General features: G+C 48.8%; 24 protein-coding genes. 9 read left to right on the forward strand and 15 right to left on the reverse strand.

The genetic code is table 11. The features are described from left to right. Positions 1-95: 95 nt before the first annotated feature. The 7 genes from BM202_RS09020 to mltG all read right to left on the reverse strand — a co-directional run bounded on the left by BM202_RS09020 (position 96) and on the right by mltG (position 8529). Positions 96-2483: a S8 family peptidase gene (locus BM202_RS09020; protein ID WP_093825068.1), complete on the reverse strand. Its 2388-nt coding sequence runs from the start codon at positions 2481-2483 to the stop codon at positions 96-98. A 405-nt stretch (positions 2484-2888) separates the two neighbouring features. Then, positions 2889-3902 (reverse strand): hypothetical protein, encoded by a 1014-nt coding sequence (locus tag BM202_RS09025; protein WP_245776587.1) that lies wholly within the window; start codon positions 3900-3902, stop codon positions 2889-2891. A 102-nt stretch (positions 3903-4004) separates the two neighbouring features. Further along, entirely contained in the window at positions 4005-4625 is a 621-nt protein-coding gene (locus BM202_RS09030) for an L-threonylcarbamoyladenylate synthase (RefSeq protein WP_093825070.1), read from the reverse strand. Between the two features lie 94 nt (positions 4626-4719). Next, a complete protein-coding gene (locus BM202_RS09035) occupies positions 4720-5751 on the reverse strand; it encodes a glycosyltransferase family 2 protein (protein WP_245776588.1) in 1032 nt (343 codons plus the stop codon). Between the two features lie 190 nt (positions 5752-5941). Further along, positions 5942-6895, reverse strand: a complete 954-nt coding sequence (locus BM202_RS09040) for a YihY/virulence factor BrkB family protein (protein WP_093825072.1) — start codon at positions 6893-6895, stop codon at positions 5942-5944. A 106-nt stretch (positions 6896-7001) separates the two neighbouring features. Next, on the reverse strand, positions 7002-7415 hold the full coding sequence (locus tag BM202_RS09045) for an acyl-CoA thioesterase (protein WP_093825074.1): 414 nt from the start codon (positions 7413-7415) through the stop codon (positions 7002-7004). A gap of 76 nt (positions 7416-7491) precedes the next feature. Continuing rightward, positions 7492-8529: an endolytic transglycosylase MltG gene (gene mltG / locus BM202_RS09050; RefSeq protein WP_093825076.1), complete on the reverse strand. Its 1038-nt coding sequence runs from the start codon at positions 8527-8529 to the stop codon at positions 7492-7494. Positions 8530-8810: 281 nt separating this feature from the next. On the opposite strand from mltG, the gene BM202_RS09055 reads away from it, so the two are divergent. Further along, entirely contained in the window at positions 8811-10073 is a 1263-nt protein-coding gene (locus tag BM202_RS09055; protein WP_245776589.1) for an MFS transporter, read from the forward strand. Then, positions 10073-10489 carry a hypothetical protein gene (locus BM202_RS09060; protein ID WP_093825078.1) on the forward strand — a complete coding sequence of 139 codons (417 nt, stop codon included), beginning with the start codon at positions 10073-10075 and terminating at the stop codon, positions 10487-10489. The genes BM202_RS09055 and BM202_RS09060 overlap by 1 nt, the downstream gene beginning before the upstream one ends. A 66-nt stretch (positions 10490-10555) precedes the next feature. On the opposite strand, the gene hslU is transcribed toward BM202_RS09060, so the two are convergent. Next, the gene (hslU, locus tag BM202_RS09065) at positions 10556-11941 is read right to left on the reverse strand and encodes an ATP-dependent protease ATPase subunit HslU (protein WP_093825226.1); all 1386 of its coding nucleotides are present in this window, start codon (positions 11939-11941) and stop codon (positions 10556-10558) included. Between the two features lie 208 nt (positions 11942-12149). Here hslU and BM202_RS09070 point away from each other — a divergent pair, with 208 nt between their 5' ends. Further along, complete coding sequence (locus BM202_RS09070; RefSeq protein WP_093825080.1) at positions 12150-14033, forward strand: beta-N-acetylhexosaminidase; 1884 nt, start codon at positions 12150-12152, stop codon at positions 14031-14033. Positions 14034-14110: 77 nt separating this feature from the next. Here the strand turns inward: BM202_RS09070 and BM202_RS09075 are convergent, their stop codons facing one another. The 6 genes from BM202_RS09075 to BM202_RS09105 all read right to left on the reverse strand — a co-directional run bounded on the left by BM202_RS09075 (position 14111) and on the right by BM202_RS09105 (position 18208). Further along, complete coding sequence (locus tag BM202_RS09075) at positions 14111-14317, reverse strand: hypothetical protein (protein ID WP_093825082.1); 207 nt, start codon at positions 14315-14317, stop codon at positions 14111-14113. Between the two features lie 26 nt (positions 14318-14343). Next, positions 14344-14754, reverse strand: a complete 411-nt coding sequence (locus tag BM202_RS09080; RefSeq protein ID WP_093825084.1) for an alpha/beta fold hydrolase — start codon at positions 14752-14754, stop codon at positions 14344-14346. A gap of 262 nt (positions 14755-15016) precedes the next feature. Next, positions 15017-16048, reverse strand: a complete 1032-nt coding sequence (gene porQ / locus BM202_RS09090) for a type IX secretion system protein PorQ (protein WP_245776590.1) — start codon at positions 16046-16048, stop codon at positions 15017-15019. A gap of 98 nt (positions 16049-16146) precedes the next feature. After that, positions 16147-16857 (reverse strand): DUF3575 domain-containing protein, encoded by a 711-nt coding sequence (locus BM202_RS09095; RefSeq protein WP_093825088.1) that lies wholly within the window; start codon positions 16855-16857, stop codon positions 16147-16149. Further along, positions 16854-17600: an LVIVD repeat-containing protein gene (locus tag BM202_RS09100; protein ID WP_093825091.1), complete on the reverse strand. Its 747-nt coding sequence runs from the start codon at positions 17598-17600 to the stop codon at positions 16854-16856. Before BM202_RS09100 ends, BM202_RS09095 begins: the two co-directional genes overlap by 4 nt. Before the next feature lie 74 nt (positions 17601-17674). Beyond that, positions 17675-18208, reverse strand: a complete 534-nt coding sequence (locus tag BM202_RS09105) for an LVIVD repeat-containing protein (RefSeq protein WP_093825094.1) — start codon at positions 18206-18208, stop codon at positions 17675-17677. A gap of 105 nt (positions 18209-18313) precedes the next feature. On the opposite strand from BM202_RS09105, the gene BM202_RS09110 reads away from it, so the two are divergent. After that, positions 18314-19900, forward strand: coding sequence for an acyl-CoA carboxylase subunit beta (locus tag BM202_RS09110; protein ID WP_093825095.1), 1587 nt, complete (start codon positions 18314-18316; stop codon positions 19898-19900). A gap of 162 nt (positions 19901-20062) precedes the next feature. Here BM202_RS09110 and BM202_RS09115 read toward each other — a convergent pair whose 3' ends face one another. Next, on the reverse strand, positions 20063-21265 hold the full coding sequence (locus BM202_RS09115; protein ID WP_093825097.1) for an aspartate aminotransferase family protein: 1203 nt from the start codon (positions 21263-21265) through the stop codon (positions 20063-20065). A 43-nt stretch (positions 21266-21308) separates the two neighbouring features. Between BM202_RS09115 and BM202_RS09120 the strand changes: the two genes are divergently transcribed. The 5 genes from BM202_RS09120 (at position 21309) to BM202_RS09135 (ending at position 25793) form a co-directional block, all read left to right on the forward strand. Further along, positions 21309-22460 (forward strand): porin family protein, encoded by a 1152-nt coding sequence (locus BM202_RS09120; protein WP_093825098.1) that lies wholly within the window; start codon positions 21309-21311, stop codon positions 22458-22460. A 22-nt stretch (positions 22461-22482) separates the two neighbouring features. Then, positions 22483-23391 (forward strand): hypothetical protein, encoded by a 909-nt coding sequence (locus BM202_RS09125; protein WP_093825099.1) that lies wholly within the window; start codon positions 22483-22485, stop codon positions 23389-23391. A gap of 78 nt (positions 23392-23469) precedes the next feature. Next, the gene (locus tag BM202_RS37195) at positions 23470-23607 is read left to right on the forward strand and encodes a hypothetical protein (RefSeq protein WP_177236546.1); all 138 of its coding nucleotides are present in this window, start codon (positions 23470-23472) and stop codon (positions 23605-23607) included. Continuing rightward, complete coding sequence (locus tag BM202_RS09130) at positions 23604-25292, forward strand: sodium:solute symporter family protein (protein ID WP_093825100.1); 1689 nt, start codon at positions 23604-23606, stop codon at positions 25290-25292. The genes BM202_RS37195 and BM202_RS09130 overlap by 4 nt, the downstream gene beginning before the upstream one ends. A gap of 81 nt (positions 25293-25373) precedes the next feature. After that, positions 25374-25793: a hypothetical protein gene (locus BM202_RS09135; protein ID WP_093825102.1), complete on the forward strand. Its 420-nt coding sequence runs from the start codon at positions 25374-25376 to the stop codon at positions 25791-25793. Positions 25794-25855 lie beyond the last annotated feature (62 nt).

Below are 25855 nucleotides of genomic sequence, written 5' to 3' on the forward strand. Positions count from 1 at the left end.
TAAGGCTACTCAACAGTTGAGTAGCCTTATGAAAGAGCTATATGCTCATTAGAGAAAAAGCGTACGTGTCAAAAACTTTATGCGCGAATTACTCCCTATTGGTGACGAATGATTTTAACCGTCTTGGTTTGTGTTGGGGTGCTCACTTGCAGGAAATACAAGCCCGGAGCACGGCCAAGCGACACTCTGTGGCTTTCTACGGCTTCAGCCATTTCTATCGACTGGCTGCCGGTTAATTCACCCAGGCTGTTGCTAACCTGTAGTTTAAGAGGTTGGCCTTCTACACCTCTCACCTCAATCTCTACCCGGTCGGTAGCAATTGGGTTCCCTTTTACCATCACCTGCAAATTGCTGCTCAGCTCATTGGCCGCTACACGGGCTCTGTTCTGATTTTTGCAGTACGAGTCAAAGTTGAAGTCATATACCACTTTCACACTACCCTGCATCGCCGTAATGATCAGGTTTTTCGGGTCATTACGTAATCCCGCTTCCACAATCCCGGTTGTGCTGGTAGGCGAGGTGCGGATAACGCCGGGGATGGTGAACGTGATCGGCGAACCATTACCACCACTGGTCAGGATCGTTATCTTACCCGTCTGGCAGTCGTAAAGTGGTTGAAGAATAACCAGGGGTTGACCAAAGGTGAGTGCTTTATCAGCCTGAATAAAACCAAAGCCCGTGCGGAAGTCAAAGCCGGTATCGAATCCAGGTGTCAATGGATCATCCATATCAATAGCCGTCGTTCGCAGGCGTAACAGCACCTCGTCGGGTGACAGGCTATTTTTAGTTTTTTCCTGAAGCAGTGCCGCTACTGCCGCTGCATGAGGAGCCGCTGCCGAAGTTCCGAAGAAGTTCGGGAAATTATCCCCATCGCCACCCGGAAATGCCTGGCCAAAGAACGTAGTATTGCCGCCATCAGCTGCTGAAATTTCGGGCTTCAGCCGGGTAACCGACGGGATTGGTTGCCCATAGGTTGTAAATAGAATGGGCGTACCACCAGCCGAAGAGAACGTCTCAATAACAGGAGCCTGCAAAGCAGGGTTGTATTCGGGTGTTTGAGACCAGCGAACCGCACCAACGGCAATAGCACCGGCGGCATTGGCGTGACCAACCGTTGTACTGCTGTTCGTCGCAAACTGATACGTAGCACCGGAGCCATAATCGATCCACTTAATAAGCTTTGGATCAGGACCTGCATATTTTACAAAGGCAATTTCAATTTCAATTGGAGCCCTTGAGTTGTTAACAATGTCGACGCCTTCGATTGGATCATCGTTCAGATTATTTGAAAAACTCGACAAGCCCAACTGGAGCGCACCCTGATAGTAAACATAAATGTCCATATCAGTCTGAGCACCTTTAGGGCTACCCTGTTCTATGCTAGTCGAGTAGAAAGGATCACTCCACTGGAAAATAGGGAAAAATTCACCACCCGCTGGAATCGTAATTTTTTGGGTTATCGCGCCATTACCAAAATCGTGTGCCTGGCCTTCCACTGTAAAAGTACGACTGCTTGGGCTTGGTCTGCCTGAATTCAGGAATTGGCTGGTATAGGATTTACGGGCAGAATTACCGGCCGACGAAAAGTACGTGACGTTACGAGATTTCACGTAGTCGACAGCTTGCGCAATAATACCGTCCTGAAAAAATGGCTCTGCAAAATAGAAGATATCATCTACAATAATATTGCAACCGACTTTGGCCAGGTTTATAATACCAAGTGCAAAACCGACCTGACCATTAAATGCCGAATTGAACGCGATGTCTGCACCGGGAGCCACATCATGAACGATTTCGGCCATAGCCCGACCTTCGTCTGAGCCATTAGTTAGATCATCAATCTCTTCCAGTACCTGAACATTAGGGGGTAAATCGCCGGAGGCTACGCCATCAGGTGCTCCCCCCAGCGCATTGTACGAATCAGATAAAACTCCGACTTTATTGCCAGCTCCCGTTACGTTAAATGTTTGCCGGGCAACGTCGGACCGCATGGCTTTATCACCCTGAGAGTTAACTTTTCCTGCATTCCGGAGCGGAGCATAGGAAGGCCGTGCTACGTGCAGACTAGCCACGTTTTTTAGCTGATCTAATTTGTTGATGGGGAAATAGCCGAAAACGATACGCTGAAAATACTTACCACCCGTCAGCCCCATGGCTTGCAGTTCGTTAAGAAGAGCCTGTCCATCAGCATCATTTGAGATGGCTTCAATGGCAATTTTGCCATCACGAACGATGGTACGATCCACCCTCGTCAGACCGCTGGTGTTGTCTTCCACCAGGACGCCATCCGATGGAGCCGCTTGCCGGAGGTTACTACTTTTCTGGACCGTTCCTTTGGTCTGAATGTTAAACAGCGCAGGTGTGAGTTTGGCCGTTTTGGCCGCTTCCTTGAGTGTAGTTTGCCCAAAACCAATAAACGGTTTCCAGAGCAGGAGGCTAATTACGAGTGCAATCAGACTTTTGTTTTGTAAAATGTTTGACATAAAAAAAGGGATTGATAGGTAAGATAAAAGTAATGATAAGACCGTAGGGTGAGCTACAGCCGTCAAGGTAATAAAGCAAATCACGATAATCAAATTGTAGGATCTTATCTAGAGCGATGTATAGATAAAATCATATTATTTACACTAAGGTTAGTGTATACTGATTATTCGGAAAATGGCCTTATTGATCCGAATATAGACGTTTTGACGCTGAATTCAGGTGTTTTGATCAGCTGGAATTATTTTTTGATTTAACGGTGAAAATTTTCTGCTTTTATCTTCGTTTCGCCTTACTAAATGGTCTGCTTCCTTAGTAGATTTTATAGAACACGTTATCGCAAAAAAGCCCTGACAAGGCTGCCAGGGCTTTTTTGCGATAATTTACAGGTTGATCAATAGATCAGGTTATTGGTACTGTATATACATCGGTTTTGGATCGAGCGCCAGTACTTCTTCGGGGGTCATGATGCGGGAGCCTGGTTTGCGAAAATCGTTTTCGTAGAACAGTTTGAAGCCTGTGTACTGAACAGGCTCTTTCTGAATATAATCGTGATACGAATCTTTTTTAAGTACCGGCGGTCCCCACCCATCCATGTCCATGACAATCTGGACGTTCGGGTCGAGTTTAATATTTTTATAGTTCTTGATCATACCCTGCGTAAAGCGGTGTACCACCAGTACTTTAGGGGGGAGCTTATTTTCCCGAACGATTTTGCTCAAAAACTGCACGGCCTGATTCACGTCAGCCGCATCGTAACTGCCAATTTTGGTGCCGGGCTTTGCGCCCGTTACCATGGAGAACTCCGGATCGATACCCAGATGAACGAATGGCAATTTAAGATATTTCTCCATATACGCCATCTCTGGGCCAAGCGGAGCATGACCGCGCTGAATGTCCAGGAATACAAGGGATTTATGTTCATTCCCCCATTTCAGGACTTTCTTGATGGTTTTGTCTGACATCCGCATCCGGTAGCCACCATCCTTGCCCGGCAATCCCTGCGCCGACGTAGCGACTAAGTGAAGCGCGGGTTGAATGGGCGTAGCAGGATCGGCTTTTTGCCAGTTTTTGATTTCATTGTCAAGCCGTTGCAGCATTTCCTCTTTAGGGTATTTCCCCAACGCGCCCATTTTCTTGGAGTGTGGGTTACCGTAATAAGCAAAAATGCGGTATTTGGGAAGCAGAGCGCCGGAAGGAGGTGCATAAGTCAGCGAGTCGAGCGTGGAGTCGCCCGTAGAAACGGCTCGGGTTGACGAAATGGAACCCGTTTCCGACGAATCAGCGGTTGTATCTGTGTCAGCCGATGTTTTGGTTATAGAGGTACCTGCTTTAGACGTATCGTCCTGTTTAGATTGAGTAGAGCAACTACTGAGTTGCCATAGAGCCACTAAAGAGAATGTGGCCAGTGAAAAACGCATACTAATATGATAAGTTATAGATGATTCATAAAAAAAGGGTTACATTCCTTTTTGAAGGAATATTAACCCTACGTTGCAAGTATAGAGTCTTAAAGTAACTTTTCAAAGTACTAATTCACCTAACCCCTGACGAATAACCGAAAAGTCATCATCCGTGGCATCAACTATGGTCGAGGCTACGTTCCCGCCATAGCCGCCGTCAATGACAATATCTACCTGATTCTGGAATTTCTCGAAAATCAACTCAGGATCAGTGGAATACTCAATTATTTCATCCTCATCCCGGATCGAGGTCGTTATAATTGGGTTACCAAGTTCATGCACAATCTGACGTGGAATGTCGTTATCCGGAACACGAATACCTACGGTTTTCTTATTCGTATTCAGCAGTTTTGGTACGTTGCCAGTGGCTTCAAGGATAAACGTAAAGGGGCCGGGCAACATCTTTTTCATGAGTTTAAATGCCTGATTGCTTACCCGGGCATAGTCGGCGATGTGGCTCAAATCATAACAAATGAACGAAAAATCGTTTTTAGTCGGTTTGATTCCCTTAATTCGAGCCACGCGCTCAACGGCACGCGCATTATGAATGTCGCAGCCCATACCATAAATCGTGTCGGTTGGGTAAATAATAACCGCCCCATCGCGCAGGGCTTTCACAATATGTTCAATCCGACGCGGGTCCGGGTTTTTGGGATACAGTTTAATGAATTCAGCAGCCATTTTCAGTGAGCAGTTAATCTGTGAACGGTCGGCAATGGAAACGCATAAAAAGCTTGTCCATTGATACCTGTTCACTAGGATAACGGATAACTGACTAAACCGGTTTCGATAAGTGGTCCGCTGCCTTCCACTTTATGTAGTGTCGATATAACGTGTTGACAGGTACGTGCAGGTGGCTCATACCTAAAACCAGCGAACTCATCAAATCTGGCTTTACAATTTGGTGGAGGAGCTTGCCATATTGGAGGGCCAGGTCAAACTGTTCAGCGTAGAATGCTTTTCGCATAAATTTTCTGATACGTCCCGCTAAGGCCTGGTATTCGTCGGGAGTGAGGCAGCGGTCGAAGGCTTTGTAGCACACCGCCAGCGTTGACCGTAGCAGATTATTGTCCGGCAATAATACCTGCGCCGATAGCGAGTCAGGTAGTTGCCGTTTTAGCGTTAACACTTCATCCACATAGGCGTAGCGGTAAAGTCGGGATGATCGTACCCAGAAATCAAAATCTTCGTATGTCAATGTTTCGTCATATCCGCCCAGTTCATTCAGTACGTCCCGGCGCATCATCATGGTGGGCGTACAGATGAAATAGGATTCCAGAATGTTTCGGAAGACATTGCCCGACGGGACAGGCGTACACGCGTGACCGAGGTTATCAACGGCGTAGTGAAGTCCAACTTTCTTGCCCTGTGGATCAATATAGGCTGCGTTGGAAAATACAACGGCGTAAGGACCGGCCAACTGCTCGAAAAGTTCGGTTTGTTTGGCAATGCGGCCTGGAAGTAGCACATCGTCGGCCGAAAGGTCGATTACGTATCGGCCTCCGGCCAGCGCTAACCCCTGATTAAAGGCATGGTTTAACCCTTGATTGGTCGCGTTACGGATGAAACGAATGGCAGGATGCTGCTGCGTGAACTGCTCGATACGTTCGGTTGTATGATCGGTGCTACCGTTGTCGATAACGATTAATTCAACGTTTGGATACGCTTGTTCTACAACTGACTGGAGCGCCTGCTCTACGTAGGCTTCGTGATTATAACTCGTGCAGATAACGGTCACCCAGGGTTTTATCCGATTGAGGTAAGGACTCATCGGTAGTGGATTGGATTGGCCAGTAACGGAAATCATAAAGAATAAATGGGTGGATCAGGCCGGAATTAGTTGACTGATCTAACGCTAATACGTTGTTAATGAGCCCAAAAGTAAGGGCATATCGAATGGAACGGTTCAAGTTTTGAGTAAGCGGAAAAAAGTCGGCAAGCCTGGCCGTAAAAGCAATATTGAGTAGAAAGGGTGGCTGGTGTGATCAGGCTTGCCGTCAATTAGTCGAACTGGCATCCATTGTTTTCTCGGCTACACTCGGGTCTTTATCCCCTTCGAGATTGTAAAGTGCTACGTTCATGTCAAAACCAATAATGAGCAGTAATGAAATAAGGTTTATCCAGATCATCAACGCAATAAGGGTACCAATAGACCCATAGAGTTTGTTATAAGACCCAAAGTTGGAAACGTAGTATGAAAAGCCCAGCGTGGTCAGCACAATAAGCAGGGAGGCTGTAACGGCTCCCGGCATGATAAAGGCCCATTTCATATTCACATCTGGCCCAAAACGATAGATCACTGAAACCGTGCCGACAAAGACGGCAAAGACAACCAGGTAGCGCCCAATAGCCAGCAGATTAATGAAAATAACATTGTTGAGGATGCCAAATTTAAGGAGGTAATCGCTCACGATACCCCCGATAATCAGGACAATGATGGCCAGAACGAGGGCAATGGCCAGGGTAATTGTTAGTAAAATGGCTACGCCCCGAAGTTCAAAAAAGCCTCGCCTGTCGGATGTTTCGTAGGAGGAGTTAAACGCATTCATGAGCGCCACCAGGCCGCTCGTGGCCGAATACAGCGCCAGAAAGAAGCCTAACGATAATACGCCACCCCGCGGACGACTGATAATATCGCGAATTGTCGTGTTGACCGTACTGAACGTATCGCCCGGTAGTAATTCCTTCAAAAATCCCATGACCTGGTCTTCGAGGTCATGAATGGGAATGTAGGGAATGAGCGTAAAGAAAAAGATAACCGTGGGGAAGATTGCCAGAATCAGACTATAGGATACAGAAGCCGCGCGTTCGGTGGTATCGTTTTCGGCAATTTTGGTAAACATGCTCTTTAAAAACGCATACCAGTTATTCTTTGAGTTAAAGGGATGATGGGAACGCATCCAGATGCGCGTGTTCCGCAACGCCTTAATACTCATTATTTTATCGAACATAGCGGATTGTTTAATCGTCAGTCAATAGTCGGTAGTAATTCGTAAGTTATCGTCAACACTATCGACTGATCGCAACGGCGGACCGTAACTACTGACTATTTTTAACCTATGATTCAAAAAAAGGTTTGGCCGCTTCCACTAAATCGGTTGGCGCTGCGCACGGGCGACCCGTATCGCTGCGGACAAAAACCAGCGTAGTCTGACCGGTATTGAGCAACTGGCCATCCTGATTGAAAATCTCATAATTGAACATCAACCGGGTCTTGGGTAATTGCGGAATCGTCACACGAATCGTCAGCAGGTCATCGTATTTTGCGGGTCGTATAAAACGGGAACTGAGGTCATAAACGGGCATCGAAATGCCGTCTTCTTCCATCTTTTTATACGGGAGCCCCAGGTGACGAAGAGCCTCTACCCGGCCAATTTCGTAGAATCGGGCGTAGTTGCCGTAATAGACAATACCCATCTGATCAGTATCGTAATACCGGACTCGAATATTTGTAACGTCGTGAATAATCATAGGCGAAATAGTCAAGAGTTATCAGTCGATGGGCGTCGGAATTGGTCGACTAATGACTGATAACTCTTGACTAATTTTATTTCATAATCTTCATGCGTGTTAACGCTTGCTGGTATAGCCGGGCATTGGCCAGGTGTTCCGACAGGGTTTTCGAGAAGGTGTGATATCCGGTAAAGTTGGCATTGACCACGAAATACAGATAATCGTGCTGTTCTGCATTCAATACGTTGTCGATGGTGGCCGGAGCCGGAAGGTTAATGGGTCCCGGCGGCAGTCCAGCGTAGCGATACGTATTATAAGGCGAATCGACGGTCAACTGCCGATTCAATAGTCGACGGATGCCAAAATCGCGCAGGGCGAAAATTACCGTTGGGTCGGCTTCCAGTTTAATGCCCCGCTTGATCCGGTTCAGGTAAACGCCGGCCACACGCGGCTGCTCGTCGCGCTTGTTGGTTTCGGCCGCTACAATGGAGGCCAGTACCTGAACCTGGGTTTGGGTCAGATCCAGGGCTTTCGCTTTTGCCTGACGTTCGGGTGTCCAGAATTTCTTGTACTCTTTTCCCATGCGGTCAAGGAGTGCTTCTGGTTTGATGGTCCAGAACAATTCATACGTATTGGGCAAAAACATGCAGACAATTGTGGTCGTGTCGAAGCCGAATTTCTGGCACGTAGCCGGATCATTGAGAAGCTGGCCGAGGGCATCGGAGCCAAATTCGAACTTGCTGCCTACCCGCTGAATCAGGTCACTTTTTTGCCGCATGCTGTTGAACGTAACCGGCATGGCATCCTGGCTACCGCTGCGGAGTTTAACCAGAGCCTCGCGGTTTCCCATGCGAGGCTTAATTTCGTAACGACCTTCTTTCACACGCTCATTATACTTCATTATCTTGGCCAGAAACCGAAACGACGTCTCATCGTTGATAATCTTGTGTGTTTTCAGCGTATCCATAACCGACTCGAACGTAGAGCCTCTCGGAATAAGCAGCGCAAAGGTTTTGTCGTTATCCTGGACTAATAGATTGGGACTTTTGAAGACCTGCCAGAAATAAAACGTAAACGTAGTGAGCAGGATGGAAACGGTAAGGAACAGACCGATTTGAAGATTACGAGACATGGGAGTAATGATGAATGATGAATGATGAATGATAATCAGTAAGAAAAGCTACTGATGAAGGATTGAGTGAAACCAATTCGTCATTGTGCATTCATCATTGGTGCTGCAAATTTATGGCAAAACACGACCAATCACTCTATTCTTTACAGAGAAGGTTTTTGTATCGTCGCAATCTGCTGACAGGCCGTTCGGTCAATGTTACCCAATTTTGGGCGAAGGTTCGTCTCAGTAAGCTAACTTTGCTGCTACCAGTACCAAATCCCCACGGGGCGCTGTAAACATTGTCAATCACTCGTCAGGTTTCTACCGGCCGGAGTTCGTCCGGCACATCACTCTACACAGTTGCGTTCTGGTTGCTGTGTATCAGTAACTTCCTGTTTTCGGCTAGTTTTTCGATGATGATCCCCGAACTCCCCGCTTACTTAACCAAGTTGGGCGGCCAGGAATACATTGGGCTGATTATTGCGTTATTCACGTTCACGGCGGGTGTGTCGCGGCCGTTTAGTGGGAAAATTACAGATACGGTTGGCCGGGTGCCGGTGATGGCCTTTGGGTCGCTGGTCTGCTTTATCTGCGGTTTTTTATATCCGTACCTGCTGACAGTCGGGGGATTTCTGACGCTCCGGCTTATTCACGGCTTTTCGACCGGCACCAAGCCAACGGCTACATCGGCTTACGTTGCCGACGTAGTACCTGCCAATCGACGGGGTGAAGCCATGGGTATGCTTGGCCTGTTTACGGCCATGGGTATGTCGCTGGGACCTGCCATTGGCAGTTGGTTAGCCACCGATTTTTCCATGAACGTAATGTTCTGGACATCATCGGCGTTTGCGTTATTGTCCATTGGTATTCTGCTCCAGATGCCAGAGACTTTGGTCAATACGCAACCGTTTCGCTTCAGCCTGTTACGATTGAAAAAAGACGAAATTTTTGATAAAAATGCCCTGCCTCCGTTTATCGTACTCTTGCTGCAATCCTTTTCGTCGGGGGTAATCCTGACCGTGATTTCAGCGGTGAGCGCATCGCTGGGCGTCACGAACAAAGGATTGTTTTTTACGGTCTATACCGTTGCCTCGCTGGTAGTTCGGGTGGTGTTCAGTAAGACGTCAGATCGTTACGGCCGTCTTCCGGTGTTATTTATTTCGACAGCTGTGCTGGCCGTTTCAATGGTGCTTTTGATCCTGACCGATTCACCCGCCTGGTTCTGGACATCGGCTATAGTCTATGGCATGTCGTGGGGTATGAACTCACCAACGGTAACGGCCTGGACCGCCGATTTGAGTGATGAGAAAACGAGGGGCCGCGCTATGGCAACGATGTACATTGCGCTCGAAGCGGGTATTGGTCTTGGCGCGCTGGGTGCGGGCTGGTTACTCAATAACGTAGTGGGCGAGGCTGGTATTGATGCTTCTTTCGCCGTTTCGGGCGTGTTGGCGCTGGTTGCAGTCGGGTATCTGGGCTGGTTATGGCAAAAGGGTCGACGGGTTGCCAGTCATCAAACCAATGAAGCCGACGACATGGCTTTACTTGATGGAGAACCCTGATGGAAGATATTGAACCGAAAATCCGCCCGCTGGTTGATGCGCTGAATGCAACTGGACTGGTTCGCACGTTTTCGAGTTGCGAGGGACATTTTGCGCCTAATGAACAAACGCTCGTTGATCGAAATCATGCCGAAGTCCGGTTCGTACCCGCTGATGGCATCGCGGTAGGAGAGGTCGAGAAATTGCTGGCTTATGTAGTAACCCGCTTCAAATCCCGGCATGGGCTACTTCCGGTAAACGTAACAGCGCATAAATTATACACCCCCCTTGATAGCGAAGCGATTGAAGAGACGTTTGTTTTACAACTTCGTCCCTTCAACCGCTTCGACCCACCCGACCAAAAGCGTGCTGATATGGACCGGGCTATTGCACAGGTTGAAAAGTTGATTTACGGTATTCGGTTTGCGGAGGGCTGACCGGGCCGCCAGTGAGGCATGAGATTACCTACGCATTAGCCCTCCGTAAACCGAATACCGTAAACATCAAAGTATAAACTGACTTAAATCCCGGTTCTTCACCAGACCATTTAATTTATCGCCAACCAGTTCTTTCGTGACCACAACTTTGGCATTGGCACCAATGACATCGGGAATGTCGAACATAAAGTCGTTCATCAGGTGGCTCAATACGGTCTGTAACCGACGCGCACCGATATTCTCCACTTCGCCATTCACCTCGAAGGCAATTCGGGCCAGTTCGCGCAGAGCATCATCCTGAAATGTAAGTTCGACTTGCTCGGCCGCCAGCATCGCTACGTATTGCTTGGTGAGCGCATTCTTTGGTTCTTTCAGGATGTGATAGAAATCATCTTCCGACAGGCTTTGCAGCTCGACCCGGATTGGGAAACGTCCCTGTAATTCAGGAATCAAATCACTGGGTTTCGCTACATGGAAAGCACCGGCTGCAATGAACAGAATATGATCGGTATGCACGACGCCGTACTTGGTGTTCACCGCACTGCCTTCTACAATCGGAAGTAAATCGCGTTGCACACCTTCCCGGCTGACATCGGGGCCGCCCCCGCCATTGCCAGAACGAGCCGACGCTACTTTATCAATTTCGTCGATGAAAATAATCCCGGCGTCTTCGGCTTTTCGGATGGCTTCTTCCTTCACTTCATCCATGTCGATGAGCTTGGCGGCTTCTTCCTCCAGCAAAATCGTACGGGCCTCAGCGATGGTCACTTTGCGTTTTTTGCCACGCTTGGGCATCATCCCGCCAATCATCTCCTGGATATTCATCATGGACAGATCGTCGACTGAGCCACCCATCACACCGATGTTGGGCGTTTGACTTTGCAGCACATCGATTTCTATTTTGCGGTCGTCCATTTCGCCGGAGCGAATTTTGTCGCGGAACCGTTCGCGGGTGCGTTCGTTCAACTCGGCATCGGGATCTTTCTTCTCGTTTTCAAAGCCCATCTGGCCATTAGCAGGCTTAACCGGCGGAATCAGAATGTCCAGAATAACATCTTCCACAAGTTGCTGCGCCCGCGCCTGTACGGCTTCCTTCTTGGCCGCCCGTACCATATTGACAGACTGCTCAACCAAGTCGCGAACCATGCTTTCGACATCCCGACCCACGTAGCCGACTTCGGTAAATTTCGACGCTTCAACTTTAATAAAGGGTGCATCGGCGACCTTAGCCAGTCGACGGGCAATTTCGGTTTTGCCGACGCCAGTCGCGCCAATCATCAAAATATTATTGGGCGTAATTTCGCGTTGCATATCAGCCGTACTATTCATACGGCGCCAGCGGTTTCGGAGCGCAATGGCTACATTACGTTTCGCATCGTGCTGTCCGATAATGTATTGGTCAAGTTCGGCAACAATTTGCCGGGGCGTAAGGTCTTTAAGTACTTCAGTCATTGAATACGGAAAGCGCATTGTGCGCTCTTTGTTTAAAGAAACGCAGGAAATAAGAAATTGTGCCAATGCTATAGAAAAATTGACGAGACAACGTTATTTACTAGGAGCCATAAGCGGGAATAAATGGTAGAAAAATCTCATTTCAGGACGTAATCATTAAAACATCTCTTTAACTCGCTTTACAAAGTAGTTATTAATCATTTACCGCATGAATCTTAGTCGAATACTTCTTTTTGCTTTCTGTATTACAATGGCCCGCGCTCAGTCGCCCATTCAATTAATTCCCCAGCCTGTCAGTGTGCAACCTCAGACGGGCGTTTTTACGCTAACTAAATCGACCACAATTAACTATGATCAGGCTGATGGGAAGGCAGTTGCCGACATGCTCAGCCAGCAATTGAACGTACCGACAGGCTTCGGATTTGTAGCCAAACCAGGTAAAGCGGGCAAAATTCAGCTTAATCTCAACACGACATCCAATGCGCAGCTTGGTTCGGAAGGATACACGCTCGATGCCTCACCGAAGGGTGTGACGATTACCGCCAACCGCCCGGCCGGGCTGTTTTATGGCATTCAGACGCTGACTCAACTGCTGCCCAAAGAGATCGGTAGCCAAGCCACCACGACGGCGACATGGACTGTACCGGCCGTCAAGATTACGGATTATCCGCGATTTGGCTGGCGGGGGATTATGCTCGATGTGAGCCGTCACTTTTTTCCGAAAGACGATGTAAAACAATACATTGACCAGCTGGCGAAACTGAAATTCAACACGTTCCACTGGCACCTGACCGACGACAACGGCTGGCGTATCGAGATCAAATCACTCCCTAAACTCACCGAAGTGGGGGCCTGGCGTGTGGCAAGGACGGGTCATTATGGCGATCTGGCCGAACCGAAACCGGGCGAACCAACGCCTTATGGCGGCTTTTATACCCAAAATGATATTCGGGAAATTGTTGCGTATGCACAGGCGCGTAACGTAACGATTGTGCCCGAAGTAGATGTGCCGGGCCACAGCATGGCGGCTCTGGCGGCTTACCCTGAACTGAGTTGCACAAAGGCGATTGTCAGCGTTAATCCGGGAACGGCTTTTTCTGAATGGTATGGTAATGGTACATTCAAGATGAAGGTGGAGAACACCCTGAACCCGTCGGATGAAAAAGTCTACGAGTTTCTGGACAAGGTCTTTACTGAAATTGCCGCGCTGTTCCCGAATCCATACATTCATGTAGGGGGCGATGAGTGCTACAAGGGCTATTGGGCGCAGGACCCCGGTTGCCAGGCATTGATGAAGAAACTAAATATCCGTCACGTCGAAGATTTGCAGGGGTATTTTATGGGTCGGGTGGAGAAAATCCTGACGGCTAAAGGCAAGAAACTACTCGGCTGGGACGAAATTCTGGAAGGGGGGATTTCGCCGACGGCTACGGTAATGAGCTGGCGGGGCATCAAAGGCGGAATCGAAGCCGCCAAGGAGGGTCATAACGTAGTGATGACGCCCAGCACGTTCGCATACCTGGATTACATGCAGGGCGATCCAACGATTGACGCGCCTATTTACGCCAACCTGCGCACACAGAAAACATACAGTTACGAGCCCGTCCCTGATGGAGTAGAGGCAAAATACATTTTAGGCGGTCAGGGTAACCTATGGACGGAGCAGATTCCCAACCTTCGTTATGCCGAATACATGACCTATCCGCGTGGCTGGGCCTTGTCTGAAGTGTTCTGGTCGCCGAAAGAAGTCAAAAACTGGCCCAATTTTGTGCGACGAATGGAAACTCATTTTGAGCGGGCCGACATCGCCCAAGTCAATTACTCGAAGGCTATTTATGATGCCATCGTCCGGACGACTATGAAGGATGGGAAGCTGCACATGGAACTGGCAAGCGAAGCACCGGGACTGGATATTTACTATTCGATTGACGACACGATGCCTGATCAATTCTCGACAAAATACAGCCAGCCCGTTGATTTACCCGAAGGTCCCATAACACTACGTGTCGTTACGTATCGTGCCGGAAAACCCATCGGTCATTTAATCACCCTCTCGCGGGATGCGCTGCAAAAACGAATCGGGCGTTTTTGATTGAATTACTCTGGAGGGCTAACCAGATTGTTTAAATAACGTAGCTGATTTATTAGCACAGTTGCTAGCTTAACAAACTAAGCTAGCAACTGTGCTAATAAATCAGAAATCGCATCGCTCTGGCTGTATACCATCAGATGACCTCCTACAGAAACTACTAAATCTGGATTGGTATACTGAATTGGCAAAATCTTGTCATTTGTGCCATGCACCTGAATAAGATCAATGGGTTTGATTTGATTTTTCCAGGTTGCAATCGCCCGAATTGCCCATTTCAGAAACACTTTGTCAGTGTCATTGAGAATTTGTCTCAGCAGTTGCTTTGTTGAAGAATCGTTTGCTCCGAAAAACCAATTTGTGAGTGCATTAGGTGACGTGAGAAGCGAGGCTGGAATATATCTGTCGATGGATAACGCACCCCCAAATGGTAATACCAGGGGAGTTGATTGGAAGTAGAAACGCTTGAAATGAGAATGGTTTTTTGCGGCCGAATCAGTTTGGCTATTTCCGTAGCAAGCATACCCCCAAAGGAAATGCCGACTATATAAAATGGCTGGATTGAGTCGATGGACAAGGCCATTCTTCCAGCATAATTTGGTAGTGATTCATTCTGGTGAGGAGTGAGCAACTCTATATAAACAGGCTCGAAAAACGTAGGTAGTACTAATTTCTGAAAAATTCGTTTGTCGGCGCCAAGTCCACTAATGAAGTAAATTTTCAAAATAGCTTTTTCGAGTTGATTGAATAAATATGAAAAGCAGGAAAGAGGTTCCTCCCTGCTCAAAAGTGGCCGATAATAGCCATTTACTTACTGCTTCCTCATCAACGAGATTTTGCAAATTGGTTGGCCGGTTTATTTCAGTATCGAAGCCACGACCGTCTACATGTCTGGCACCCCAGAACAGCATCTCATTTAGTAGGTAAATCAGGTCATATTCGGAGAAAATTTGCCCTTGTGCCAGACTTGATATAGTAAAAATCCCCTACTTCATTAACCGCTCAAGGTCGACACGTAGCGATAGTTGACTCGTTCCAGCGGTCGGTACTGAGGAGAATCGGGCGTAGGTTAACTGGAAACCCCGTGCCTGCACCGAGGTACCAAAGGAAATTCCGGCGCCACCGCCACCCGTTGTTAGTTTACCTTCAGCTCGTTTCTGGTGATTATAACCGACCAGCAGATGCACGTTCCGATGGACCAGCAATTCGGCGCCAACGCTTAAATGACGCGCTATTTTTTCGCTTACGCTAACCGTCTGCGGGATCGGGTTGCCGCTCAGATCGTAGCGAATGTTGAGGTTTGGGTCATTGTAACTGATGTCGAAACGCTGGAGATGATGCGCCGTTATGGTTAGCCGGATAGGGGCATGGCGCGGTTTGACAGTTACGCCTGCCTGTAGATCAAAAGGCAAATCGGCATCGATCGGCCCGTAATTCTTAACCAGATACCCTATGTTTTTGGCGACTAGTCCAAACGTAAGATCTTTTTGAGGATGCCGCCAAACACCGCCTAAATCGGCCAGAACACCAAAGGCCGAGTACGTTTCGATGGCCGAACCAACGGCTTTTATCGTAGCACCCAGCGTAAAATTACCTTCTGTACGGGCGTGTGTAAGGCTCAGCGCGTAATCATTCGCTGTAAACGTACCAAGAGAATTGCCAACCGGGTCGGTCAATTCAAACTGTCCATAACTCAAATACTGCAAGCCAACTGCCCACTTACCGGTTGATTTTACCGGTAAACCATATTGAAGGGTGTAATATTTAGCCGCTGCCAGATACGGCATTAAGCTGATTGATAATTGATTCGTAGGGATTGAATCAGCCAGCGCGGGATTGTTGAGATGGTACGAACCGTCGGGGCTAATGGCCGTGGCGACCTGGCCACCGAGCGCTGCCACACGGGCGTGAGTTGGCAGGTCGAGAAACGAAAAAACACGCTGTCCGCCGAGGGATTGAGCAACCGCAAGTTGCGGCCACATCAGAATCAGAAAAGGTAAAATGAAGCGGGCTTTCAAGCGGCAGTTAATCGCAGTTTGTTACAAATTAACGCCAATTTTCGAACCAACGAAAGTATTCACTACGTGGTCTGCCGGAAAATTAAGCCGGTAAACGGTCAAAACGAATACCCAATCTTTATGCCGTACGATACACTTATAAACACATTAGCCGATGAGGTGAACGGGTCAATCGACAGAAAACCACCTGATGAGCGAAAGTCGAGAGAACCAGCAGGACGATTAAACCGATCAACCGTATTGCCCCGAATACCCAGTCCACCATAGAAGTCGCCCACAAGCCGCTTGTTGGTCGATATCGCAAACTGACGCCCGAATTTTACATGGCCACCCCAAACGTATTTTGATATGGGCAATGAATAAAGCTGATAGTATTGGCATTGACCCGTCTCGCAACCAATGCCGATCGTGCCGTTTTCATAAGCGTTTACCTGCCGGTATAATCCTTCCAGCGCTAGATAGGGTCCGATGAGGCCACCACGCCAGTAATACCGCCATTCGACCCGCCCGCGCCAGTTCTCCAGATGGCTGTACTGACCATGTTGGCTCATGTCCCAGAGGTTCATCCCCTGCCAGCCATAGCCTATTTCAACCTGTAGCGAATGCCGCTGGCTAAGAAGCCGCTCTAGTCCAAACTGAATCGTGTTGTTGGGGTCAAACAGGCTGAGTGGCGTAAATTTGACAACCCAACGCTTGGCGTCGTCGATTCCGACAGCGCTTAGGGGCATGGGTCGTAACGATTGGGCCTGTGCTGAGAAAGCGATCCCCAGAAACAGCGCCAGCAAACGTAGCAGGCGAGTGCTAATCATGGCTGAACGGGCAGTTTACTCAGCAATGTTAACTGCTTCAAGTTCGCATAGCTATACTGATAAATGCCATCTGGCCCCGTAACGATCAGTCGTTTTTGTGCCGGAATAACGTCGTATGCTTTTGTACTATCGAAATACTGAATCTCCCGAATATTGGCAGGATCGCTGATATCCATGACCCGAAGGCCGTAGTCGCCTTCGCCAATAAATAATAACGTACTGTCGGCACCCAGCCCGTGCGGGTTTTTCATGGGATAACTTCTCACTAATGTCGGATTTGCCAAATTGCTGATATCGATTACCTCCAGCGAGTTGGCCAGTACGTTGCGACAGGTCGTGCCACTCCGGAGCGTAACATAGGCGTAATTGCCCTGCGCCACCACCGGATCGCAGCTTTGCATGTGCGAATAAAGCGATACGCGTTTAGGGCTGTTGGGCTGTTTAATGTCGTAAATATACATACCCGTTTGGGTGCCGATGAACAGGTTCGTACGGTATGGAAAGATCGTTTCGACACCGAAGCCCAGCGGAATGTTACTGCCCGTTTTGGGATTGCTGCTAGCCGAAATGTCGTAGGATTGCAGAGCCGTGTTGCTCACGGTATAAAGGGTATTGCCACTGATGGTAAAGCGAGCCGTTGAGCCACCGATTCCCGAGCCGGGCGCTGGTGAGTCATTGCCTGAACCCTTGTCGCAGGAGACTAGCAGGACTATTAATAGGAAGACGTAAAGGGTTAGCTTCATGGTGTTGAGGATTGGTTTTAGGATTTTTTCTCTGGTTTGCGCCAGCTTTAATCCCGCTGCACATCAGAAAACTATTACCGGTAACACTGTGGATTTTCGATTGACGCTTTCTCCCAGCGAATCACTATGCCCTGTGCAGGATCTGGACATTCGAACCGGACATTCGTAGCCAGCGGATAGGCCGATCGCTCGAAGGCATTTTCAATACGTTTGACCAGCCGGACATTGCGTGGGTCGGCAATGTTGAGGGCAACCAGATCCAGTATGTTATCGGCATAAAGCGTACTATCTTTAATCGATAACTCGTGGTTCCCCGGAATGGAAATGAAAGCCAGTTTCACCGGCGATTCAGGATTACGATTATCGACGATATGAATGCCGCTGCCCACCTCGTTTACGAACAGGTAATTATCTTTAGCGTAAATTTTTCCTATGTTTCTTAACGGTTGTGGCGCCAATGTTTGCACATTGCGAACATCGGCAGACGTAGCATACACTGGTCGGTAAATATCGCCTGTTGTAGGAGGAGGTGGCGCCGAAGGGCGAAAACAACCGTCGAGCAGGACACAAACAGCCAGCAGAGTGAACGAAAGCAAATGTCGATTCATGGGCGAAATGTGTTTAACTGGATAATGATACAAAAGCATGACAAGCCGTTGGAATCCAGAAGAAAAATTAACTTTGTCACTACTTGATTTGCCCCTATAAACCTCATGCAAGCCGAAACTCAACCTGATACCAATTTTGCTGTTACGTCCAAACCTTCTAAAGTCGACGTTCTTGCTCGTAAAAATACCGAAGCCGAACTGGGTGGCGGTCAGAAACGTATTGACGCCCAGCACGCTAAAGGCAAACTGACCGCCCGGGAACGTATCGCACTGCTGATGGATGAAGGCTCGTTTGAGGAAATCGGTAAGTTTGTTATGCACCGCACCCGCGACTTTGGCATGGACAAAGAGCATTACTTGGGGGATGGCGTCGTGACGGGCTACGGCACCGTAGAGGGGCGGCTGGTGTATGTTTTTGCGCAGGACTTTACGGTTTTTGGGGGCGCTCTTTCAGAAACTCATGCCGAAAAAATCTGCAAGGTGATGGACCTGGCGCTGCAGAATGGCGCACCAATCATCGGGCTCAATGACTCGGGTGGTGCCCGGATTCAGGAGGGTGTGTTATCGCTGGCGGGTTATGCCGATATTTTCTACCGCAATACACGCGCGTCGGGCGTTATTCCCCAACTGTCGGCTGTAATGGGGCCGTGCGCAGGGGGCGCTGTTTATAGCCCGGCGATTACCGACTTTATTTTCATGGTCGAAAATACGAGCTATATGTTCGTGACCGGCCCGAACGTAGTGAAAACCGTCACCCACGAAACCGTTACCGCCGAAGAACTAGGTGGGGCCAGCACGCACAGCACGAAATCGGGCGTGACGCATTTTGCCTGCGAGAATGAACTGGCGTGTATTCAAAGTCTTAAACAACTGCTGAGTTACATCCCTCAAAACTGCGAGGATGAACCACCGATGCTCGCTTATGAGTCGACCGACGAGTCTCGACCAGCTTTAAATAAGATCATTCCGGAGAATCCCAATCAGCCGTACGATATGCGTGAGGTGATTGAAGAACTGGTAGACGCAGGGTCATTCATGGAAGTTCACAAGAATTTTGCCGAAAACATCGTCGTGGGATTTGCGCGAATCGGCGGACGTAGCATTGGTGTTGTCGGGAACCAACCGGCTGTGCTGGCGGGTGTTTTGGACATTAACGCCAGCACGAAAGCGGCTCGTTTCGTGCGTTTTTGTGACTGTTTTAACGTACCGCTTCTGGTACTTGAAGATGTGCCCGGTTTTCTGCCCGGCACCGATCAGGAGTGGAATGGCATCATCACTAACGGCGCCAAACTACTATTTGCCTTCTGCGAAGCGACTGTGCCGCGTGTAACAGTCATTACGCGTAAGGCCTACGGTGGTGCCTACGACGTAATGAATTCCAAACACATCGGTGCCGATATGAATTACGCCTGGCCATCGGCTGAAATCGCCGTGATGGGTGCCAGTGGAGCCGCTGAGATTATCTTCAAACGCGAAATCGCTGAAGCCGACGATCCGCAGGCCAAGCTGCAGGAGAAAGTGCTGGATTATACCGAGAAGTTTGCGAATCCATACCGGGCGGCTCACCGGGGCTACATCGACGAAGTGATCACGCCCGATCAGACGCGGCAAAAACTCATCCGGGCGTTCAAAATGCTGGAAAATAAAGTAGCGACGCTGCCGAAGAAAAAACACGGCAACATTCCGTTGTAGCTCAATCATTGCATATTACCAAAAAACAAGCTTGATTCTATGACAAATCCACCCCCCAACAATTCAGGGAGTATCCTCAAAACAGCACTTATTGGTATTCTGATTCTCGCGGTTATCGCGCTGCTGGTTGGTACGTTGACTGTGCTGTTTCCTTAAATTGGTCTAGGCGTCAATCGCATCCAGAATTACGGCGCAGGCTTCCCGGATTTCGGTTTCCGTGATAATCAGCGGTGGGGCAATGCGCATGGAGTTGTCACAAAATAGAAACCAATCGGTAATAATGCCGTATAAGATGGCCCGGTCGATAATGGGTTTTAGTACGCCAAACGACTCAAATTCAACGGCTAGCATAAGCCCCTTACCCCGCACTTCTTTAATAACTGGATGAGTTAATAACTGCTTGAATAATTGTCCTTTAGCTTCGGCGCTCTCAAACAGCTTCTGCTCCTGAATAACCTGTAACGTAGCGAGCGAAGACGCGCACGAAACCGGGTGGCCACCAAACGTAGTGATATGCCCCAGAATCGGGTTGTTCTTGAACACGCTCATGATCTCCGTCGAGCTGATAAACGCACCGATGGGCATACCGCCCCCCATGCCTTTCGCACACAATAAAATATCCGGAATCACCCCGAATCCTTCGAAGGCCCAGAATGTACCGGTTCGCCCAAAGCCCGTCTGGATTTCATCGAAAATAAGCAAAGCACCCACTTCGGTGCAACGGGTACGTAACGCCTGTAGATACGTAGCATCGGGCACACGGACACCTGCTTCACCCGCAATAACCTCTATCACAACGGCGGCTGTTCGGTTGCTAACCTGTTCAATATCAACAGTATGGCCATGTCGAATGTGTCGAATGTCGGGTAGGAGAGGGCGGTAATTTCGCTTGAAATGCTCATCGCCCGAGAGCGATAGGGCACCTTGTGTGGACCCGTGATAGGCGTTAAAGCAACTAATGATTTCAGTACGTCCGGTATATCGCTTGGCCAGTTTCATGGCACCTTCAACGGCTTCAGTACCCGAATTGGTGAAGTACACGTTGTCCAGATTGTCCGGTAGCGTTTGAGCCAGCGCGTGGGCCAACTGGGTTTGGGGCGTTTGGATGTATTCCCCGTAAACCATTAAATGCAGGTATTTATCCAACTGGTTCTGAATGGCTTCCAGTACGCGCGGATGCCGGTGTCCGACGTTGCTCACGCCGATACCCGAAATTAGGTCCATGTATCGCTTACGCTCTCCCGACTCAGTAGCCGCTTCGAAAATATATACGCCTTCGGCACGATCAATTTCCAACCCCAATGGGAAATCGGAGGTCTGCGCTATATGCTGATAAAATAACTGTCGGTGTGTAACCGTTTGCATGATAATATAAATACAAATACGTCTATTCCTAACACCTTTCCGTATGAAAACAGTTCTTTTCCTGCTACTGCTTTGCCCTGTTGTTGCCTGGGCGCAGGGGTACAAAATCACTCCGGAAGACACTGATCGTAAACATTCCTTTCTGCTCATGCGCGACGGTTCGGTGATACGCGGGCAAATCATTCGACAGGATAGCAGCGTTATTTCGGTTAGGAAGCGAAACGGCGACCTGACGTTTGTCGAGGCCGATCAGTTGGTACGTGTCTCGTCGAGCCAACCCGATGTTCCGGTTAGTGCGATGGCTCCCTATACCATTTTTGTGCTGAAAGATGGTACGCAACTGGCCGGTAAATTCGTTCGTCGCGATAGCACGATGATTACTGTACGGAAGAACAATGGTCAACTGACTTACTTTGAGCCTGAATTACTCGTTCGGGTAGATTCTGTGGCAGCCCGGCAGGAGTCCGCCGATTTATCCGCTGCAACAGGCCGGGCGTTTGCGAATCGTTTTTCGCCCTGGCTACTAACGGGACAAACGGCCTACAATGCCGAAAAAGGACGTTTTTACTACCGAAATATATTCCTGTTTCGGAATGAATTTCAGTACGGTATTACCCGTAACTGGAGTATTGGCGCGACGGTCAATCCATTTTTCGGTGAATTTGAACCTAAAAACCAAGCTCGGGAAACGGTGTTGGGAGCTACCGTAAATTTCAATAGTAAGCTGACATTTCCGATTGGTGAGCAGTTCCGGTTTGGCGTTAACGCCGTCTATCAGCCCCGTCAAAAAGGCTATTATTTCACCCTGAGTGAACAGGTTGTGCTGCAAGGGCTGATGTCGTTCGGGAGCAGTGAACGAAATGCTACGCTTGGCTATGGAATGCGGATTTATCCTGGCACTGCGTTGGCCAATAAAGTATCGTTTATATCAGCGGACGTTATGCATAAAGTTTCGCGTAACCTGACGGTGTTGAGCGATAATACCTTTTACCTGAATCCAAATCTTGTCAGTACCAGTGCTGAGTTATCGGTCGCGCTACGTTTCGATCGTCGTCGCCATGCTTTCGATTTAGGTGCGCTGGCTCTGGTACAACCCAAATATTTATATGGCCCTGGTATTTACCCCGTTACGAACCAAACGTATGCCTATTTTTCTCCTTATGTTGCTTATAATCTGATTATTGGGCGTAACTAGCGAACTGATTATTCTATCCACTATGAAACACCTTTCACTTGTTTTGTTGTGGCTGCTGCCATGTCTGGCTGTGGCACAGGACGAGTATTATAAACCGGGAAAGCAACCAGCGCCCGCTAAACGTACTTACTCGATTTTGCTGAAAGACGGCACGCAGCTTCGGGGTGAGTTGGTGCGTCAGGATAGTTCTGAAGCGGTGATTCGAACGCCCAATCTGGGCGAAATTCGGCTGAAATCCGATCAGATTGTCAGGATGGAACAGGTGGGTGCCCAAGCCGAAGGAGCGTATTTTCCCAATATATTTCCCCAAACAATGCGGATCACGCCCACCGCTTTTTCGGCCGAGAAGGGGCGGCTCTACTACCGGAATTATTTCGTGTATCTGAGTCAGTTTGAGTACGGTATTACGGAAAACTGGAGCGTTGGTACTACGTTCTTTTCATTTTATCCGTCAGCTTTATTCAGCCTGAATACGAAGGTGTCTTTACCTGTGAGCAGTCGTGTGCGGCTGGGCGTCAATGCACAATATGCCGCCATACAAACGGACGGATTCCTGTTTAATGGCGGTCGAGGTTCGCTGGAAGGTATAGGCTATCTACAGGGACTCGTTACCACCGGTGACCGACGTAACAACACAACCTTTGGGTTGGGCTGGAGTATTTCCAATGGGGATGTGTCCCGCAACATTGTTGGTACGTTCGGATTGGTTCGGAAAGTGAATGCGAAGTTGAGTTTCATCAGCGAAAATATGATCCTGTTTGGGGCAGGCTCAGTCAATTTTGCCGCCTTGTTATCAGGGGGGCTTCGGCTCGATCGCAGGCGTCACGCGTTCGATCTGGCCGTCTATATTCCTGTAGCTACCGGACCCAATACCTCGTTCATCATTACCCTTGCGCCCTTCGCCAGCTATCACCTTCGAATCGGGAAATGAGCCGTTCGGACGGATATTCTGATTCAATACGACGAATTCCCTTAATTTCGCCGTTGTAGTCATAATATACACTTCTTCATGCCCGAAAATCCTATTGACAATTCTGTCGACTTGCCACCTTTTGCCCGTTCCTGGACTCAACTGTATACGATTGTCATGGGTAGCTTAGCCGTTGAGATTTTGCTATTTTACGTACTAATGCGCTGGCTATCATGAGTATTCTGGATTGGAGCGTATTGGCCGTTACGTTGCTGGTGATCATTGTGTATGGTATCGTCAGAAGCCGGGGCAGCAAAAGCATGGACGACTACCTGCTGGCAGGACAGTCGCTGCCCTGGTATCATGTGGGCCTATCGGTGATGGCCACACAGGCCAGCGCGGTCACGTTTTTGTCGGCACCCGGCCAGGGATTTTCCGACGGGATGCGATTCGTTCAGTTCTATTTCGGGTTACCACTGGCGATGGTCGTGCTCTCGGTGACGTTCGTTCCCATTTTCCATAGACTGAAGATTTTTACGGCCTACGAATACCTTGAAAGCCGCTTCGATGTACGTGTTCGAACGCTTACATCCGGGTTATTTTTGCTACAGCGCGGCCTATCAACGGGCTTGTCGATCTACGCACCAAGTATCATTCTCTCTACCATTCTGGGCTGGAATATCTACTGGACCAATCTGTTGATGGGCGGAATCGTGCTCGTATATACTGTTACGGGTGGGACGAAAGCCATTTCCTATACGCATTTACAACAGATGGCCATCGTTACGTTTGCGATGGCGTTGGCGGGCTATCTCACCGTTAAGCTACTGCCCGAAGACGTCAGTTTTGTAGATGCGCTGCACGTAGCCGGTAAAGCGGGGCGCATGAATTTGATCGACCTGAAGTTTGATCCGGATAGTCGCTACAACCTCTGGTCGGGTCTGATCGGAGGCTTCTTTCTGCAATTGTCCTATTTCGGCACCGACCAGTCGCAGGTGGGGCGCTACCTCACGGGGCAGACCATTGGGCAAAGTCGGCTGGGTTTGCTCATGAATGGCCTGCTGAAAGTGCCGATGCAGTTTCTGATTCTGCTGGTAGGTGTGCTGGTGTTCGTGTTTTACCAGTACAATCCATCACCCACGTTTTTCAACAAGCAGGAAACCGATAAGCTGAAAAATAGTCAGTACGCCAATGCCTACCAAATCGCCGAAATCAAGCATCAGAACCTAACGACGCAGCGCCAGAAGGCCGTTATCGACATGGAGATGGCGCTGAAAACCGATAACGAAGCGGGTCAGGAAGCGGCAGGCGCGGTGCTCCGCGAAACAGACGACGCACTGAAATCAGTTAAAACGGACGTAACAAAGCTTATTCAGAAAAACAATCCGACGGCCGATACCAACGATGTCAACTACGTATTCCTGCGCTTCGTGCTCGATTACCTGCCCCACGGCCTGATTGGCTTGCTCATCGCCGTTATCTTCAGCGCGTCGATGGGCTCGATTGCCTCGGCCTATAGCTCGCTGGCCTCGACAACGGTAATTGATATCTACAAACGCCTGATCAAGAGCGACTCCGATGACGCGCATTACCTGAACGTATCACGTTGGTCGACCATTGGCTGGGGTATCTTTTGCATTATCGTGGCGCAGTTCGCCAACCAGCTGGGCAGCATGATTGAGGCCGTCAATATTCTGGGATCGTTATTTTACGGCGTCATTCTGGGCGTATTTGTGGTGGCCTTCTACGTAAAATCCATCGGCGGCCGTGCTACGTTCTGGTCGGCCATTATTTCTGAAGTGTTAGTCGTATTGAGTTGGTATCTGAACCTGACGGCCTTTCTGTGGCTTAACGCTATTGGGTGTTTACTGGTCGTGGGCATTGCGTGGCTATTACAGCGAACCTTATTCCGCGCTAGCTGAACCAGGTTGGCCACAAAGTTGACTTCTAAGTGAAATGAAGCGTAATTCCAATAGTAGCTTGTGTAAACTCAACGTATCGATATGAATAATCCACTGGTTAAAACATCCTTCTCGCGTGTATCAGCGCTAATTTTGGTCATAGTTTCTCTACTGATTGCTTGCTCTAAACCCGAATCAGCTGACCCTGCTGCAACGATTCCGGCTAGATATGAACTCAAAGACATCCGCTATTTCCTGTCCCAGAATGACCGCGTTGATACAACAACGCTACAACTGAAAGGATTGAGTGTGCAGAATCCAAGTACTGTTCTGTCCACTCAGCAGGTTGAAGAGGGATTTGGTGAGTTGGTAAAAACATCTCGGTTTATCGTTGATCCGACCATCCAATTGCCCAAGGAAGTCGATCTGAGTAAGTTTGACGTAAACGTACCTGAACATTGGTACGGTAATGGATTGTTCGGCCTCTCCGTTTGTCCTGATCCCCTAAATGTGAGCCAGTGAAAAATAGAGTAAAAAACTTAAATTTCACTGGTAATTGGAAAGGGAATGAAAGCAGGACGATT

Origin of the sequence: Spirosoma endophyticum (assembly GCF_900112365.1) — a bacterium.
In the GTDB taxonomy this organism is placed as follows: Bacteria; Bacteroidota; Bacteroidia; order Cytophagales; family Spirosomataceae; genus Spirosoma; species Spirosoma endophyticum.

Coding starts and splice junctions, on each gene's coding strand:
- BM202_RS09020 (WP_093825068.1), bottom strand. CDS start 2,483: ATGTCAAACATTTTACAAAACAAAAGTCTGATTGCACTCGTAATTAGC.
- BM202_RS09025 (WP_245776587.1), bottom strand. CDS start 3,902: ATGCGTTTTTCACTGGCCACATTCTCTTTAGTGGCTCTATGGCAACTC.
- BM202_RS09030 (WP_093825070.1), bottom strand. CDS start 4,625: ATGGCTGCTGAATTCATTAAACTGTATCCCAAAAACCCGGACCCGCGT.
- BM202_RS09035 (WP_245776588.1), bottom strand. CDS start 5,751: ATGATTTCCGTTACTGGCCAATCCAATCCACTACCGATGAGTCCTTAC.
- BM202_RS09040 (WP_093825072.1), bottom strand. CDS start 6,895: ATGTTCGATAAAATAATGAGTATTAAGGCGTTGCGGAACACGCGCATC.
- BM202_RS09045 (WP_093825074.1), bottom strand. CDS start 7,415: ATGATTATTCACGACGTTACAAATATTCGAGTCCGGTATTACGATACT.
- mltG (WP_093825076.1), bottom strand. CDS start 8,529: ATGTCTCGTAATCTTCAAATCGGTCTGTTCCTTACCGTTTCCATCCTG.
- BM202_RS09060 (WP_093825078.1), top strand. CDS start 10,073: ATGGAAGATATTGAACCGAAAATCCGCCCGCTGGTTGATGCGCTGAAT.
- hslU (WP_093825226.1), bottom strand. CDS start 11,941: ATGACTGAAGTACTTAAAGACCTTACGCCCCGGCAAATTGTTGCCGAA.
- BM202_RS09070 (WP_093825080.1), top strand. CDS start 12,150: ATGAATCTTAGTCGAATACTTCTTTTTGCTTTCTGTATTACAATGGCC.
- BM202_RS09095 (WP_093825088.1), bottom strand. CDS start 16,857: ATGATTAGCACTCGCCTGCTACGTTTGCTGGCGCTGTTTCTGGGGATC.
- BM202_RS09100 (WP_093825091.1), bottom strand. CDS start 17,600: ATGAAGCTAACCCTTTACGTCTTCCTATTAATAGTCCTGCTAGTCTCC.
- BM202_RS09105 (WP_093825094.1), bottom strand. CDS start 18,208: ATGAATCGACATTTGCTTTCGTTCACTCTGCTGGCTGTTTGTGTCCTG.
- BM202_RS09110 (WP_093825095.1), top strand. CDS start 18,314: ATGCAAGCCGAAACTCAACCTGATACCAATTTTGCTGTTACGTCCAAA.
- BM202_RS09115 (WP_093825097.1), bottom strand. CDS start 21,265: ATGCAAACGGTTACACACCGACAGTTATTTTATCAGCATATAGCGCAG.
- BM202_RS09120 (WP_093825098.1), top strand. CDS start 21,309: ATGAAAACAGTTCTTTTCCTGCTACTGCTTTGCCCTGTTGTTGCCTGG.
- BM202_RS09125 (WP_093825099.1), top strand. CDS start 22,483: ATGAAACACCTTTCACTTGTTTTGTTGTGGCTGCTGCCATGTCTGGCT.
- BM202_RS37195 (WP_177236546.1), top strand. CDS start 23,470: ATGCCCGAAAATCCTATTGACAATTCTGTCGACTTGCCACCTTTTGCC.
- BM202_RS09130 (WP_093825100.1), top strand. CDS start 23,604: ATGAGTATTCTGGATTGGAGCGTATTGGCCGTTACGTTGCTGGTGATC.
- BM202_RS09135 (WP_093825102.1), top strand. CDS start 25,374: ATGAATAATCCACTGGTTAAAACATCCTTCTCGCGTGTATCAGCGCTA.